General features: G+C 70.9%; 14 protein-coding genes (1 of these 14 running past the window's edge). 5 read left to right on the top strand and 9 right to left on the bottom strand.

The genetic code is table 11. From position 1 onward, the window contains the following. Positions 1-85: 85 nt before the first annotated feature. Both ACFP2V_RS29830 and ACFP2V_RS29825 read right to left on the bottom strand, forming a co-directional pair. Positions 86-1,075: a VOC family protein gene (locus ACFP2V_RS29830; RefSeq protein WP_381218410.1), complete on the bottom strand. Its 990-nt coding sequence runs from the start codon at positions 1,073-1,075 to the stop codon at positions 86-88. Between the two features lie 50 nt (positions 1,076-1,125). After that, on the bottom strand, positions 1,126-1,776 hold the full coding sequence (locus tag ACFP2V_RS29825) for a GntR family transcriptional regulator (protein WP_381218409.1): 651 nt from the start codon (positions 1,774-1,776) through the stop codon (positions 1,126-1,128). 208 nt (positions 1,777-1,984) lie between these two features. Here ACFP2V_RS29825 and ACFP2V_RS29820 point away from each other — a divergent pair, with 208 nt between their 5' ends. Then, positions 1,985-3,151, top strand: coding sequence for a Gfo/Idh/MocA family protein (locus ACFP2V_RS29820; RefSeq protein ID WP_381218408.1), 1,167 nt, complete (start codon positions 1,985-1,987; stop codon positions 3,149-3,151). A 102-nt stretch (positions 3,152-3,253) separates the two neighbouring features. Here ACFP2V_RS29820 and ACFP2V_RS29815 read toward each other — a convergent pair whose 3' ends face one another. The 4 genes from ACFP2V_RS29815 to ACFP2V_RS29800 form a co-directional block, all read right to left on the bottom strand. Further along, entirely contained in the window at positions 3,254-3,991 is a 738-nt protein-coding gene (locus ACFP2V_RS29815) for a hypothetical protein (protein WP_381218407.1), read from the bottom strand. A gap of 254 nt (positions 3,992-4,245) precedes the next feature. After that, positions 4,246-5,163: a phosphotransferase gene (locus ACFP2V_RS29810; protein WP_381218406.1), complete on the bottom strand. Its 918-nt coding sequence runs from the start codon at positions 5,161-5,163 to the stop codon at positions 4,246-4,248. 63 nt (positions 5,164-5,226) lie between these two features. After that, positions 5,227-6,180 (bottom strand): aminoglycoside phosphotransferase family protein, encoded by a 954-nt coding sequence (locus tag ACFP2V_RS29805; protein WP_381218405.1) that lies wholly within the window; start codon positions 6,178-6,180, stop codon positions 5,227-5,229. A gap of 216 nt (positions 6,181-6,396) precedes the next feature. Further along, entirely contained in the window at positions 6,397-7,065 is a 669-nt protein-coding gene (locus tag ACFP2V_RS29800; protein WP_381218404.1) for a recombinase family protein, read from the bottom strand. Between the two features lie 197 nt (positions 7,066-7,262). Here ACFP2V_RS29800 and ACFP2V_RS29795 point away from each other — a divergent pair, with 197 nt between their 5' ends. Further along, entirely contained in the window at positions 7,263-7,802 is a 540-nt protein-coding gene (locus ACFP2V_RS29795) for a GNAT family N-acetyltransferase (protein WP_381218403.1), read from the top strand. Here ACFP2V_RS29795 and ACFP2V_RS29790 read toward each other — a convergent pair. Beyond that, positions 7,786-9,306: a DUF4158 domain-containing protein gene (locus ACFP2V_RS29790; RefSeq protein ID WP_381218402.1), complete on the bottom strand. Its 1,521-nt coding sequence runs from the start codon at positions 9,304-9,306 to the stop codon at positions 7,786-7,788. The two genes, ACFP2V_RS29795 and ACFP2V_RS29790, sit on opposite strands and share 17 nt — an antisense overlap. A gap of 52 nt (positions 9,307-9,358) precedes the next feature. Beyond that, entirely contained in the window at positions 9,359-10,441 is a 1,083-nt protein-coding gene (locus tag ACFP2V_RS29785; RefSeq protein WP_381218401.1) for a LacI family DNA-binding transcriptional regulator, read from the bottom strand. 115 nt (positions 10,442-10,556) lie between these two features. On the opposite strand from ACFP2V_RS29785, the gene ACFP2V_RS29780 reads away from it, so the two are divergent. The 3 genes from ACFP2V_RS29780 to ACFP2V_RS29770 all read left to right on the top strand — a co-directional run bounded on the left by ACFP2V_RS29780 (position 10,557) and on the right by ACFP2V_RS29770 (position 13,697). Next, complete coding sequence (locus ACFP2V_RS29780; protein WP_381218400.1) at positions 10,557-11,744, top strand: phytanoyl-CoA dioxygenase family protein; 1,188 nt, start codon at positions 10,557-10,559, stop codon at positions 11,742-11,744. Between the two features lie 89 nt (positions 11,745-11,833). Next, positions 11,834-12,610, top strand: a complete 777-nt coding sequence (locus ACFP2V_RS29775) for an SDR family oxidoreductase (protein ID WP_381218399.1) — start codon at positions 11,834-11,836, stop codon at positions 12,608-12,610. A gap of 82 nt (positions 12,611-12,692) precedes the next feature. After that, positions 12,693-13,697: a Gfo/Idh/MocA family protein gene (locus ACFP2V_RS29770; protein WP_381218398.1), complete on the top strand. Its 1,005-nt coding sequence runs from the start codon at positions 12,693-12,695 to the stop codon at positions 13,695-13,697. A 93-nt stretch (positions 13,698-13,790) separates the two neighbouring features. Here the strand turns inward: ACFP2V_RS29770 and ACFP2V_RS29765 are convergent, their stop codons facing one another. Continuing rightward, positions 13,791-14,604, bottom strand: partial view of a Gfo/Idh/MocA family protein gene (locus tag ACFP2V_RS29765; protein ID WP_381218397.1) — the 3' portion only. The gene runs 218 nt beyond the window's last position; 814 of the gene's 1,032 nt are visible here — the last part of the coding sequence; its start codon lies beyond the right edge, outside the window — the gene reads right to left on this strand; it ends in the stop codon at positions 13,791-13,793.

Here is a 14,604-nt window from a genome sequence, read left to right as displayed (position 1 = left end):
TCTCCCGGGCCCGCCGGGCCGCCTCGCCGACGTCCCCGGGTGTCCCTCCCGCCTCCCGGGCCCTAGGCGAAGCCGCCCCGCGGCGTTACCCCGCGGCGTTGCCCCGCGGCACACCGTCGGTGTCGGTGTCGGCCGGTGGGGTGCCGTGCGTGTGGAAGGAGGCGATGGTGTGCAGCCCCCATGCCTGGCCCTTGGCCCGCTCGGCCTCCGTCCAGGTGATCAGCGGCCAGTCGGGCGCGAGCATCAGGCGAGTGAGCGGGTTGCACAACTCGACGCGGTTGCCGCCCGGTTCGTAGACGTAGAGGAAGAACGTCTGCTGGATCGCGTGCTTGTGGGGTCCCGTCTCGATGAACACACCGGTGTCGATGGCGAGATCGGCGGCGCGCAGGATGTCCTCGCGGGTGTCGGTGGCGAAGGCGATGTGGTGCAGCCGCCCGTTCGAACCCGTCCAGTCCTCGGTGTAGACGACGTCGTACGACTTGTGCGTGTACGTCAGCCAGCGGGCCGCGATCCGGCCGTTGTCGAGCCGGATCTGCTCGGTGGGGCGTGCCCCGAGGACCCGCTGCTGGAACTCCGCGTTGGCGAGGACGTCGGCGGCGAGGAAGTTGACGTGGTCGAGTCGCCGGACGCCCACGCCCCGGCCTGGTTTGGCCTGCGGCTGGTTCTTCAGCGCGGGTTTCAGTTCGTCGGGGGCTCGGTAGTGCTCGCTCTCCCAGTACAGGGCGTGTTCGTGGCCGTCCGGATCGGTCGTGACGTACAGCTTGCCGAGGCCCGGTTCGTCCTCGGTCCAGCGGCCGGATCCGCCGGCCTCCTCAATCGCCCGGACCCGGCGGTGCAGGGCCTCCTCGCTGGAGGTCCGCAGGGCGAGCCGGCCGAGGCCGGGCCGTTCGCGGGCGGTCAGTACCAGGCTGTAGTGCTCGTAGTCGTCGAAGGTGCGCAGCCGGACCGTGTCGCCGTCCCGGCCGTTGACCGTGAGGCCCAGGTAGTCGGTGAAGAAGGCGACGCTGGCGTCCAGGTCCGGGGTGAAGAGCTGGACGTGCCCGAGGTGGGCGATGTCGCCGAGCGGCGGGGCCATCAAGGACCTCCAGGGGACAAGGGCTTGGACGGGGGCCCGGGGACGTCCGGTCAGCCGCGCAGTGCCTCGATCACGCTGGTGAGGTGGGCGCGGACGGCCGCCTCGGCCGCCTCGGGGTCCCTGGCCCTGATCGCTTCGATCATGGCCAGATGCTCGATCAGGGAGTGCTGTGAGCGTCCCGGTCTGAGCGCCAACTGGAATCGGTGGCGGACCAGTTGGCCGTTGAGGCGGTCCAGCAGGGCCACGGCCGTCCGCTGACCGGAGAACTCCTGGATGCGGGTGTGGAGTTCCTGGTTGAGCTGGGAGTAGGTGAGGGGTTCGCCGGCGGCCACGGCCTTGGTCATCGCCGCGCCCAGTTCGGTGAGTTGGTCCAGTTGCGCGTCGTCGGCCGTGGCGGCGGTCTTGGCCGCGCACAGCCCTTCGAGCACCATCCGGCATTCGGTGATGGCGACCGCTTCCTCCACGGTCACCACCCGCACCCGGGAGCCGCGGTTGCGGATCCGCTCGACCAGGCCCTGGGCCTCCAGGTCGATGAGCGCGGCCCGGATGCTGGCCCGGGTCACCCCGAACCGCTCGGCGAGCTCGTTCTCCACCAGCCGCTGGGCCGGCGCCATGTCGCCGCGCAGGATCGCCTGCCGCAGCTGTGCGAGGGCGTGCTGCTTGGCCTGCTCCCCGGTGCTCGGGCGGCCTTGGTCGGGCATCGTCGCTCTCCCCCTGAGTGGGTGCCTGGTGACCCTAAGCCTATCCAGACAGAATAGTCAACAATTTCGTTCGCTTCATTGCGGACAAGCACCGTCCGCCTGGCCCTCTCCTTGACACCCTTACCCGTGCACGCTCAAGGTTTGTCTGGACAAGGATGGACGGAACAGGGAACGGTCCGGGCACGGAACGGTCCGAGGAAGGGCTCTCATGGTGGATACGCTCGGTGTCGCCGTCATCGGATTCGGCTGGATGGGGCGGGTGCACACCCAGGCGTACGCGCGCGTGCCGCACCACTATCCGCGGCTCGCCCTGCGCCCGGAGCTGGTCGCGGTCGCCGAGGAGGTGCCGGGCCGGGCCGAGGAGGCCGCCGCGCAGTTCGGGTTCGCCCGCGCCACCCGCGACTGGCGCGACGTGGCCGCCGACCCGCGGGTCCAGGCGGTCAGCATCACGGCCCCGAACTTCCTGCACCGTGAGATCGGCGTCGCGATGGCCGATGCCGGTAAGCACATCTGGATCGAGAAGCCGGTCGGTCTCACCGCCGACGACGCCCGTGCGGTGTCGGACGCCGTCACGAAGGCCGGCGTCCGCAGCGCGGTCGGCTTCAACTACCGCAACGCACCCGCCGTCGAGGCGGCCCGCGCACTGATCACCGCCGGCGACATCGGCACCGTCACCCATGTCCGCATCCGCCTGTTCAGCGACTACGCCGCCCATCCCGAGTCCGCCCTGACCTGGCGCTACGAGCGGGAGCGCGGTGGCAGCGGAGTACTCGGCGACCTGGCCTCGCACGGCGCCGACCTGGCCCGCTTCCTGCTCGGCGACATCGCCTCGCTGACCGCCGACACGGCGATCTTCCTGCCCGAGCGGGCCCGCCCGGCCGGCGCCACGGCGGGCCACGCCCGCGCCACCGGTGGCGAACTCGGCCCGGTGGAGAACGAGGACTACGTGAACTGCCTGCTGCGCTTCGCCTCCGGCGCGCGCGGGGTGCTGGAGGCCTGCCGGGTCTCGGTCGGCGAGCAGAACAACTACGGCTTCGAGGTGCACGGCACCAAGGGCGCCGTGTTCTGGGACTTCCGGCGGATGAACGAACTCGGCGTCAGCCGCGGTACCGCCTACCAGGACCAGCCGGTGAGCACCGTTCATGTCGGTCCGGGCGACGGCGAGTTCGGCGCTTTCCAGCCCGGCGCGGCGAACGCGATGGGCTACGACGACCTGAAGGTCATCGAGGCCCATCGCTTCCTGCGCTCCGTCGCCGAGGACGCCGACCACGGCGCCACGCTCACCGATGCCGTGCGCAGCGCGGCCGTACTGGACGCGATGGTGCGCTCGGCCGAGAGCGGCGCCTGGGTCAACGTGGGGGCCCGGCCAAGGTGAGCCCAAAAGGGGCAGTGGGATGATCTTGGCCGGACCCCTATCGGGAAGTCACGGCATCGCCTGCGGCCGTAGATCACGGCCGCAGGGAGTCTCTCTATCTCCTTATTGCGGTCGCATGAGGTCCAGGTCCTCGCCCCATGCATCCAGTACCTCGCCGTGCCCGGCCTCTCGGGCCGCCGTCTCGACAAAGGTGAACAGGTGCTGCTGCAGGGATACGTCGCCTGTTGCCGAGATGCGGTCCACGGCGCAAAGCAACACGTCGGTGTCCCAGCCCGGAAGCGGGTGCCGGTCAAGCTCCCACTCCAGGTACTTGTTGTAGGGGCGGGGGCGGCGGTCGAGAGCGAAGAGCAGCTCAAGCAGGAACCGAATGCTGTCGGCGGCGTCCAGACGAGCGGCGAGAGCCTGGCCGTCCCGGTGGTTCTTGACGGAGCGGTAGAGCGAGTTGGCGTAGGCGTCGAGCCGGCCACTGGCGTTTTTGAATGCCTCATCAGCGCCCAGGCGAGCCTTGTCGGCGAGGATCCGGGCGATGCCTCCGTCGAGCCGGTCGAGCACGACCCGGGCGCGGGCGAGGGCGTAGCGTTCAAAACCGGGCATCCCGGCTGCGCGGAACTCGGTGAGAGAGGCGATGACGAGGTCCAGCTCGGCGGTGCGGTGGCCCGCAAGCCGGGTGAGACCGGTCGCGGCGTCATCGGCGAGGACCACGTACAGGTCGTGGTCGGAGTGCCGGGTGATCATGCCGTCGTGGGCTCGGGAACCTTTGAGGACGAGGCCGACGATGGCTGGATCAGCGGCGGCGAGTTCGACGAGCGCGTCGTAGGTGAGAGGCTGCTGAGCAGTCATGGTGTGGATCTCCGCGAGGCGATGACGGGTACGCCTGCTGGGGCGGCCCCTTCTTCGAGAGGCGCCCTGCACCGTCTGCGGCTGCACAGGGCCGCCGCCCGGAAGATCAACGCACATCCGGACCCTACCTCCGGCCGGGCCGTGGGGCAGGGCATTCGGGGAGACGTCAACATGCCGGCCATCTTGGTCACAGCTACTCGCCGAGGGCTGCGAGCGGCACGGTCGCCCGACAGTGAACGTGTGAGGCCGGTTGATCAGGCGTCCGCGCGGCGCAGCCGCTCGGGTACTTCTTTGGCCAGCCGGGCGGCGGCGGAGCCGTTCGGCTGGGCGACCGATGCCTTCTTGGCGTTGAAGGCCAGCACCCACAGCCCCGCGGCCCAGGCCACCTCGGACTCCTCACGCGTCCAGTGCCGCCCGCGGGCCCGGACGTATCCGGCCAGGAACCGCTCGGTCTCGGCGACGGTCGCAGGCCGGTCTTCGGGTCCGCCCGCGGGGAAGACCGCGGCTGCCAGCCCGGCAAGTGCCGCCTCGGGCCGGGCGACCGCGCTGTCCCAGTCGTGCACCACGTGCAGCTTGTCGCCGTTCCAGCGGATGTTCTGGGACTCGAAGTCGCCGTGCCCGACCACCTCGGGCAGAGCGGTGCGCCGCAGCCGAGTGCGCACACGGCGGGCCGTCTCGTCCAGCCAGCCGGGGCCGGGGCGGTCGTTGAGGTCCACGTCCATGTCGTCCGGCCACGGCCAGGGCCGCGGATCGTCATGGTCCCAGCCATTCCACGGCGGCGCGGGAGCCAACGATGGCACGTCCGCAACTGACGGCGCTGCCGTCATCAGGCGGGCCAGCGCCGCCGCGAACAGTTCGGGCGCGTCCGAACGCGGCGGCAGCACGGTGCCATCGGGGACCAATGCCTCGGCCGTGACGACCTGGCCCCTCAACGGCCCCTGGCCGTCCACAGGCTCCGGCCCCGCCAGCGGTTCCGGGCAGGGGAAGCCGGCTTGGTGCATGCGGCGTTGCACTTCCAGGCAGCCGGCCAGCCGGTGCTCGAAGGGCCTTGCCTTGACGACGACTTCACGGCCGTCCGCCAGCCGCAGTCCCACGACCGTGGACAGGTGGGTGCGTTCGAAGAGCGTCCGGACGGGCGGTGAACCCAGCCACTTGCTGCACCACGTGGACAATTCCCCCACCACAAGAACCCCCCGTTCTCGGCATCACCCCCCCGGACAGGGGCGGTTGACTGATCAGCGTTGCTTACGGCTCCGATCTGGGAGCGGGGCCTGTGCGGGAGAGGGCCGGCCCAAGTTGGGTGTCAGAACACGGTCGAGCGCCGCCCGGCCTGCGGGTCCCCATGTCGGCTTGCCGCCAGGAAGGCCCCGCTCCCCGTTCTGGCCCATAAGGATGAGGAAAAGGCTTTTCAGAGCAGCGAGCCCGCGGGCGCGCCGGATCGTCGCCTCGTCCGCATGCGCGTACGCCTCGAAGAACCGTGAGCCCGCGCCCGCGGGAAGGAGCAGCCACGCGGCCGCGAGGTCCCACGCCGGATCGCCGGCGAACATGTCACCGAAATCGATCACGCCCGAGAGCGTCCCGTCCGAGACGACGACATTCGCGGGATGGAGGTCACCGTGCACCCATACCGGCGGGCCCTCCCACTCGGGGGCCGCAACAGCATCGTCCCAGACGGCCCGGACGTCGGCGGCAATGCCGCCGGGACCAACGGCTTGCAAGAATTTCTCGAAGCCGTCCGTGCACTTCTTGGGGTGAGCACCGCGGTCCGAACCGGTCGGCGCCTCGGCGTGCGCCTCCACATGGAGCGCCCTGAGGAAGCCCGCCAGAGTGTCGGCCGCGTGGTCGCCGCGGCTGATCGAGGCGGAGTCGAGTGGCTCGCCGGGAACCCACGTCATGATGGTCCAGGGCCTCGGGAAGCGCGCGGACGGTTCGCCGATCCGCACAGGAGTCGGAACCGGGAGCGGAAGGCGCGGGGCCAGGACGGGCAGCCACCGGCGCTCCTTGCGCTGGAGATCCGGGGCGCGTTCCGTGCGCGGCATGCGCACGGCCAACTCATCCCCAAGGCGCCACATTTGGTTGTCCCAGCCGCCCGCTACCTCGCGGATATCCAGCCCTGCAAGGTCCGGATGCTGGTCCCTGAGGAGACTGTGTATCAGCTCTGCGGTGATCTCGATCTCGGAGTCGGTCATGCGAAGCCACGGTACGTGGAGGGCCGGCCAAGGTGAGCCCAAAAGCCGCCACGGGATGATCTTGGTGAATCAGCAGTGCATCTCGGCGTCCTCGGCGGGGTCGTGCTCGTCTTCCTGACTGACCTGATCGGTCCAGGTGCCGAACGGTCCCGGGCAGGCCGGGCTCCTCGACACCGAGCTGGAGGGCGCCGCCTTTGAGCCGGTGCGGTCCGGGGATCACCGGGTGCCTCCGTCGAGCTGGGTGGGGACGCGGCCGGCTCGCAGCTCCTGCAGGTCGGGGATGTGGTTGTAGAGGGTGCCGGGGCTGACACCGAGGAGCTTGGCGATCGAGGTGATCGAGTGCTCGGGGTTGGGGAGCATGTCGCGGGCGGCGCGGATGATGTCCGGGTTGACCACGGTGGGTCGGCCTCCGACCCTGCCGCGGGCGCGGGCGGAGGCCAGGCCCTCGCGGGTGCCGGAGACGATCAGCTCGCGGATGAACTCGGCGAGCGCGGCGAAGACGTGGAAGATCAGGCGCCCGCCGGCGGTGGTGGTGTCCAGGCGCTCGTGCAGCGAGGTGAAGCCGATCTCTCGGCTTCGCAGCTCGCCGACCATGTTCACCAGGTCCTTGAGCGCGCGGCCGTAGCGGTCGAGCGCGGGGACCACCAGGGTGTCGCCGGGCTGGAGGAAGGCGTGGCACGCCTTCAGCTCCGCCCGCAGGTCGTCCTTGCCGGACTTCTTGTCCGCGAAGATCCGGCGGCAGCCGGCCGCGGTGAGTGCGTCGATCTGGCGGTCGAGCTTCTGTCCTCCGGTGGACACCCGCGCGTAGCCGATGCGGATCTCGGTCAGGCGTGCGGGCTCGGCGACCAGAAGGTCGAACGCGGGCGGTTCAAGTGGCGTACTCACGCCCGAAATCCTGTCGGAAAACGGTGATCTGAAGTTGTTGAACCACCAGGGCTTTTGAAGGAGTTTTTGAGGGAGCTGAGGGCTGTGACCTTCAGAGCTTCACGGCCTCGAATCTTCAGCGGTATCTGACGCCGAAGCCGTGGCTCTGCTCGGGAGGTGTGAAAGCGCGTTTGCGGGTGCGCGATAGGTTGCCCGCCATGAATGAACTAGGGTCCGTCACCTGGCCACCTGCCCCGATCAAGACCGAGCGGCTCGTGCTCCGCGAGCCCGGGGGCCGGGACCGTGCGGCGTTCATCGAGCTGCTGGCGTCGCCAGAGGTGCACACCTACCTCGGCGGCCCCCGGCCGCGTGACGAGCTCGAGCGCGAGATGCCTGCGGTGCCCGAGCGGTGGCCCGGCAGCTTCGTCGTTGCTCTCGACGGGGCGATGATCGGCCAGATCCTGCTCAGGAGAGCAACGGAGCACCGTCGCCCGGCTGCCGCGGGGAAGGCCGACCTCGGCTACCTGTTCCTGCCGCGGGCGTGGGGGTTCGGGTACGCCGCCGAGGCGTGCGCGGCGGCACTCGACTGGTTCGACGGTGTCCTTCCCGGCGAGCCGGTGGTGCTCACCACCCAGAGCGCCAACGTCGGCTCGATGCGCCTCGCGGCGAAGCTGGGGTTCACCGAGGTAGAGCGGTTCCATGCCTGGGACGCCGAGCAGTGGCTCGGCCAGCGGTCCCCGGTCACGCCGTCCGCTTGAGCCCGTGCCCGAAAGGGGTGGTGTGCCGGCCGTCAGTCCTCGTCGTCCTCGACGGCGTCGGGGACTGCCGTACGAGGCGGTAGATGGTCGATGTCGCAACCTTGAGCATGGCGGCAATGCCGGGGGCGGGGTGGCCCGCAGCATGCATCTGGCGTGCGAGATCAGTCTGTTCAGGGGTGAGCTTGGGAGGATACCCGAGACGTTGTCCGCGGGCACGGGCGGCGGTCTGTCCCTCGGTTGTGACTTCGGCGATCCACGCGGCCTGGAGTCGCAGCGTGGCGTCGACGGCGCGGATGACGAGGTCGCCGTCGGGCGCGGTGCTGTCGATCGGCTCTTCCAGAGAGCGCAGTCCGACGCGGGCGTCGTCGAGCTGGTGGAGCAGGTTGCGCGGGCCGGCGGCGAACCTGGAGAGCCGGACGATGACGATGCAGGCGCCGGGGCGGACGTAGCAGAAGGCTGCGTCCCGGGCCGGTCGCGGACCGGTGGTGCGGTGGGTGATGTCGTGGAAGACCGTGCGGCAGCCGGCGGTGAGGAGAGCACCGGCTTCGGCGGGGCGAGGGGCATGCAGGGTGGAGAGTCCGTAGCCGATGAGGCGGGCGGCCATCACAGGACTCCGACGACGAGGGATTCGCGGGCGGTTTCCACGACTTCGGCGGTGACGGTCGACAGCTGGTTGATGTCCATCACGCGCTCGATCTGGGCGACGAGGGGGCTGGTGAGCCGGAAGTTTCCGCTGGTGATCCGGGTGATGGTGGCTACGGCTTCGGCGGTGGTGAAGTCGCCGAGGTCGTCCAGGGCGAGGTGGGGCCAGTGCCGGGCGATGACGAGGTGCTTGTTCGTTCGGGGAGAGCGGCCGGTAGTGGTGGACGAAGCCGACGCGGCTGTAGAGCTGGGGGTAGCGGGCGAGGCTCTTCTCGATCCCGGGCATGCCGATGAGGACCACGCCGACACCGGTGCGGTCGTAGTGGTCGCGGATCTGTTCCAGGCTCGGGGTCTTGAGGCGGTCGGCCTCGTCGACGACGAGGAGTTCGGTGTTGCGGGCGGAGCGTGTCGTGAAGCGCGCCGCCGTGTCCGGTCCGCCGAGGCCGCCGTCGTGGACGAGCTGAACGGCGTAGTTGAGGCGGTCCTGGTAGAAGGTGATCGCCTTCTGCACGTTGCGCGGGGTGTTGTAGACCTCGGGTGTGTAGACGACGGTCCGCGCCGTCAGCGGGAGCGTGCCCTCGGGCAGCTCGACCGCACGACGGACGAAGTCGACCACCGTCTCCGGGTACTCGTCCGGCTTCGGGAACCGCCCCATCCGCTGATACGACTTCAGCGCCAGCAACAGCGCGAGCTGATGACCGTCGGAGTCCATCCGTTCAGCGGTCCACGCTGCCTCCTCCCGCGTCGGCGCGAAGAAAAGATGCAGCTCGTGCGTGGTGATCAGCCGCTTGAACCGCGGGTACGCGGTCCGCTCGATCGAGGTCGCAGTCCCGCCCCAGGCCCAGACAACGGTCACCACCATCAACGACTTTCGACCGAATGGGTGACGGCCGGCAGCGAGCCGGACCACAAGATCAACTGCTGGCGGCTTTGGGGCTCACCTCGGCGACACCCCGACGTACCGTCGTCGTAGAGGTGTTGGTGGGCATGTTGTAGGGCGTGACCACCTGGATCGGGGACGGCAGGGTGGGGCCGACCGACGGCAGGGCGCCGTGTGCGCGCATCACGATGTGGCAGGCCTCGCGCAGGTCCTGGCGCAGGTCGTGGTGGAGCACCGCGGACAGCCGGTGCTCGCGCAGCAGCCGGGTGTTGTCGTGGTCGAGGTCGTGGGCCACGAACACGGTGCACTCCCGCCCGGCGTCCTCGAAGGCGCGCAGGGTGGCGATGTTGCCGCCGCCGATCGAGTAGACGGCGCGGATGTCCGGGTCGCGGTCCAGGGCGGCCCTCACGAGGTCGTACTGGGTCGCGTCCAGGCCCTGGCCCTCGGCGATCTCGACGAGGGTGCGCCGGGGGTGGCGGGCGCGCATGGCACTGCGGAAGCCCATCTCGCGCTCCTCCTCGTTGCGGAACGATCCGCTGCTGAGGCTGGTGAGCACATTGCCGGGCCGCTCCCCCAGCCACTGGCCCACGAGGTACGCGGCGGTCGCGCCGGCCGCCCGGTTGTCGCTGCCGACGCAGCCGACGCGGGCGCTGGTGGGCAGGTCGGTCACCAGGGTCACCACCGGGATGCCCGCGGCGGCGAGCCGTCCGACGGCCTCGGTGATCCCGGGGACGTCCGGCGCCTTGAGGATCACCCCCTGCGAACCGCGCCGGGCGATCCGGTCGAGGACGCCGATCAGTCCGTCGGCGGGGCCGGTCTCGCGGAAGTGGAAGCGGGAGCGGACCACCGCCGGGTGCAGCGCGGGCAGTTCGGCCTCCAGGGCGGCCCGCACGGCGGTGGAGAACCGCTCGGGCGACTGCATCACGATGTCCACCATGAACGTACGGCCGACCAGCCGGACCTGGGTGCGCTGCCGGTCCAGGTCGGCGATCGCCCGGCGCACCTCCTGCGCGGTGCTGTCCCGCACTCCGCCCCGGCCGTTGAGCACCCGGTCGACCGTGGCCTCGCTCAACCCTGCCTGACGTGCGATTTCCCTGATCGGGAAGGGGTGGCCCATGCGACCGCGCTCCTGGACTTCTGAGGGGTTTTTGATGGCTGGCTGCTGGTTGTTCGAAGGCTTTGTACTGACAAGAATGACAGAGCCGAGTCCCCCGTGCCCCGAAAGGACGCCCATGTCCTTCTCCACCGCTTCCACCCCGGCCCAGCCGTCCGCGCAGCAGCGGCCCTGGCTGTCCGAACAGGACTGCGACCTGGACGCCTTCCGTGCCCTGGTCGAGCGGACCACGGACCGTTCCGCCTACCCGCACGCATCCGCCGTGGAGCGGAACGTGCTGCTGTACGACGCCGACCGGCTCGCCCTCGCCGACCGCCGCGAGGCCCAGGCCGAGCTGGTGCGTGCTCTCACCGACGGCCCCGGCATCGTGGTCGTCCGGGGCGCCTTCCCCGACCCGGCGGTCGTGGACCGGGCCACCGCCGTGTTCGACGCCCTGATCGCCCAGCAGCGCGCCACGGGCGCCACCGCCGGCGACCACTTCGCCAAGCCGGGCGCCAACGACCGGGTGTGGAACGCCCTGGAGAAGGCCGCCCTCCACGACCCCCAGGCCTTCGCCGACTACTACGCCAACGACGTGATCGCCCTGGTCTCCTCGGCCTGGCTCGGCCCCGGCTACCAGGTCACCTCCCAGGTCAACGTGGTCAATCCGGGCGGCGCCGCCCAGACCGTACACCGTGACTACCACCTCGGCTTCCTCTCCAACGAGGTCGCCGCCGCCTACCCGGCGCACGTGCACCACCTCTCCCCCGTGCTCACCCTGCAGGGCGCGGTCGCGCACTGCGACATGCCCGTCGAGTCCGGTCCCACGCTGTACCTGCCGCACTCGCAGAAGTACGGGCCCGGCTACCTCGCCTGGCGGCTCCCCGAGTTCCAGGCGTACTTCGAGGAGCACCACGTGCAGCTGCCGCTCGCCAAGGGCGACGCGGTCTTCTTCAACCCGGCGCTGTTCCACGCGGCCGGCGCCAACCGCTCGGCGGACATCCGGCGCATGGCCAACCTGCTCCAGGTGTCCTCCGCGTTCGGGCGGGCCATGGAGACGGTGGACCGCGAGAGCGTGACGGCAGCCGTCTACCCGGTGCTGCTCAGGGCGCGGACCGAGGGCGCCGCCGAGCAGTGGCAGGAGAACGTGATCGCGGCGAGCGCCGAGGGCTACCCCTTCCCCACCAACCTCGACAACGACCCGCCGGTCGACGGCCTGGCCCCGCCCTCGCAGGCGGACCTGGTACGGCGGGCGCTGCGCGAGGGCTGGACCGTACGGACCCTGCGGGAGGCGCTGCGGGCCGGCACCGGGCGGCGCGAGAGCTGACACCACGCTCCCCACCCACCCCGCCATCCCGCGCGACCGGCTCAGGAACGGACGCGACCGGCTCAGGAACGGAAAGGACCCCGAACGGCATGGGACTTCTCGACGACAGGATCGTCCTCGTCAACGGCGGCAGCCAGGGCGTCGGTGCCGCCGTCGCGCGGGCCGCGGTCCGCGAGGGGGCAGCCGTGGCCGTCACCGGGCGCCGCCCCGCGCCCGGTGAGGCCCTGGTGGCGGAGCTGACCGCCGCGGGCGGCAAGGCGATGTTCGTCCGCGCCGATCTGGCCGACGCCGGACAGGCCAAGGACTCCGTCGCCGAGGTGGTGCGGGCGTACGGCCGGGTCGACTGCCTGGTCAACTCGGCGGGGCTGACCTCGCGCGGAACGCTGCTGGACACCACCCCGGAACTGTTCGACCAGCACATCGCGATCAACCTCAAAGCACCGTTCTTCGCCATGCAGGCCGCCGTGGCGGACATGGTGCGGCGCGAGGAGCCCGGCACGATCGTCAACATCATCACCTCGTCGGCGCACGGCGGGCAGCCCTTCCTGGCCCCCTACGTCGCCGCGAAGGCAGGGCTCATCGGACTCACCCGCAACGCCGCGCACGCCCACCGCTGGGACCGGATCCGGATCAACGGACTGAACATCGGCTGGACCGCCACCGAGGGCGAGGACGCCACCCAGCGCACCTTCCACGGCGCGGGCGACGACTGGAGGGAGCGGGCCGCCGCCCGGCTGCCGATGGGCAGGCTCGGCCGGCCGGACGAGATCGCCGACTTCGTGGTCCTGCTGCTGTCCGACCGGTCCGGCGTGGTGACCGGCTCCGTGATCGACTGGGACCAGAACGTCCTCGGCGGCCTCGGCTGACGGCCCCCGCCCTCCCCTCCCCCACGCAAGAGAACACCCGCACCCCGCACCCCGCACCCCGCACCCAAGGAGCACCACCCCCATGCGCATCGGAATCCTCGGCCTCGGCCGCATCGGCGCCTTCCACGCCGAGACCCTCTCCGGGCTCGACTCCGTCGAGTCGCTCGTCGTCTCCGACCCGTTCACGGACGCCGCGAAGGCCGCCGCCGAGCGGTTCGACGCAGAGGTCGCGGACTCCCCCGAGGCCGTGCTCGCGGCCGGCGTGGACGGCGTGGTGATCGCCGCGGCGACCGACGCCCATCCGGGGCTGATCCTCGCCTGTGTCGAGGCGGGCGTCCCCGTGTTCTGCGAGAAGCCGGTGGCCCGCACGATGGCCGAGGGCGTGCAGGTGCTGAAGGCGGTCGAGGGCCGGGACGTGCCGATCCAGATCGGCTACAACCGCCGTTTCGACGCCGGCTTCGTCGCCGCGCGGGCGGCCGTGCGGGGCGGGGAACTGGGCAAGCTCCACACCGTGCGCTCGACCACGCTGGACCCCGCGCCGCCGCCGGCCTCGTACATCGCCGCCTCCGGTGGCATCTTCCGCGACTGCTCCGTGCACGACTTCGACATCATCCGCTGGGTCACCGGTCGCGAGGTGACCGAGGTGTACGCGGTCGGCGGCAACCGGGGCGCCGGCTACATCAAGGAGGCGGGCGACGCCGACACCACCGGCGCCCTCCTCACCCTGGACGACGGCACCATCGCCGTGGTCTCCAACAGCCGTCACAACGCCCGGGGTTACGACGTCCGGATGGAGATCCACGGCTTCACGGACTCCATCGCGGTCGGTCTGGAGGACAAGCTGCCGCTGCGGTCGGTGGAGCCCGGGACGACCTTCCCGGCGGGCACTCCCCACGACTTCTTCATGGACCGTTTCACCGCCGCCTACCGCGCCGAACTCACCGCGTTCACCGAGGTCGTGGCCGGCTCCCGGCCGTCCCCGTGCACGGTGGCGGACGCCCTGGAGGCGGGCTGGATCGCCGACGCGTGCACCCTGTCCCTGCACGAGCACCGCCCCGTCACCATCGAGGAGGTACGCCGGGCGTGAGCGGTGGTACGCGCGCCCGGACTCCGGTGGCATGAGCAACGCGTGTGGGGGCCGACCTTCCGGAAGGTCGGCCCCCACACGCGTCGCGTCACCTCACCGGTACAGCGCCGGTTTCTCCGCCAGTTCGACCTCCACCCGGCCGCCCTCCTCCAGGGCGCGGACGCCGGCCTCGCAGACGGCGGCTGCCGCGTAACCGTCCCAGGTGCTGGGGCCGCCGACCTCGCCCCGGCGGGTGGTGTCGACCCAGGCCTGGAGCTCGTCGTCGTAGGCCTGGGCGAAGCGTTCGGTCCAGTCCTGGGTGATGGTGCCGCCCCAGCGGCCGGCCATGTGGGTGACCAGGTGGTGGCCGTCGCCGACGCGGGCGGTGCCGCGTTCGCAGACCACCTCGGCCTGGACCTGGTAGCCGAAACCGCAGTTGACGAAGATCTCGACATCGCTGAGCGCGCCGCCGTCGGTCTCCAGGACGACGAACTGCGGGTCGCGCAGCCCGTCGGGCGCCCCGGTGGAGGATGCGGGGGCGAGCACCGTGACCGCCGTGATCTCGTGGCCCAACAGCCAGCGGGTGACGTCCACTTCGTGGGAGACGGAGTCGGTGATCAGCATGGAGCTGGTGAAGAAGGGCGGGCCGGCCACGTTGCGGTGCCTGTTGTGCAGCATCAGGGGCCGGCCCAACTGCCCCGTCTCCAGCAGCGCCTTGAGACGGACGTACTCGGCGTCGTAGCGGCGCATGAAGCCGACCTGGACGCGACGGTGGCCGAGTGCCTGTTCGGCTTCGACGACGCGCAGCGCGGAAGCCGCGTCGGGGGTGAGCGGTTTCTCGCACAGGACGGGCAGGTCCAGCTCGAACGCGGCGAGCAGGGCGGCCTCGTGGGCCGGTCCCGGGGAGGCGATGAGCACGGCGTCGACG

The sequence above is a fragment of the Streptomyces incanus genome, assembly GCF_042656345.1.
Classification (GTDB): Bacteria; Actinomycetota; Actinomycetes; order Streptomycetales; family Streptomycetaceae; genus Streptomyces; species Streptomyces incanus.
Note: the sequence above shows the minus strand (reverse complement) of the source record. Positions and strands in the feature narration are given on the sequence as shown.

Coding starts and splice junctions, on each gene's coding strand:
- ACFP2V_RS29830 (WP_381218410.1), bottom strand. CDS start 1,075: ATGGCCCCGCCGCTCGGCGACATCGCCCACCTCGGGCACGTCCAGCTC.
- ACFP2V_RS29795 (WP_381218403.1), top strand. CDS start 7,263: ATGAATGAACTAGGGTCCGTCACCTGGCCACCTGCCCCGATCAAGACC.
- ACFP2V_RS29825 (WP_381218409.1), bottom strand. CDS start 1,776: ATGCCCGACCAAGGCCGCCCGAGCACCGGGGAGCAGGCCAAGCAGCAC.
- ACFP2V_RS29780 (WP_381218400.1), top strand. CDS start 10,557: ATGTCCTTCTCCACCGCTTCCACCCCGGCCCAGCCGTCCGCGCAGCAG.
- ACFP2V_RS29770 (WP_381218398.1), top strand. CDS start 12,693: ATGCGCATCGGAATCCTCGGCCTCGGCCGCATCGGCGCCTTCCACGCC.
- ACFP2V_RS29820 (WP_381218408.1), top strand. CDS start 1,985: ATGGTGGATACGCTCGGTGTCGCCGTCATCGGATTCGGCTGGATGGGG.
- ACFP2V_RS29785 (WP_381218401.1), bottom strand. CDS start 10,441: ATGGGCCACCCCTTCCCGATCAGGGAAATCGCACGTCAGGCAGGGTTG.
- ACFP2V_RS29790 (WP_381218402.1), bottom strand. CDS start 9,306: ATGGTGGTGACCGTTGTCTGGGCCTGGGGCGGGACTGCGACCTCGATC.
- ACFP2V_RS29815 (WP_381218407.1), bottom strand. CDS start 3,991: ATGACTGCTCAGCAGCCTCTCACCTACGACGCGCTCGTCGAACTCGCC.
- ACFP2V_RS29775 (WP_381218399.1), top strand. CDS start 11,834: ATGGGACTTCTCGACGACAGGATCGTCCTCGTCAACGGCGGCAGCCAG.
- ACFP2V_RS29805 (WP_381218405.1), bottom strand. CDS start 6,180: ATGACCGACTCCGAGATCGAGATCACCGCAGAGCTGATACACAGTCTC.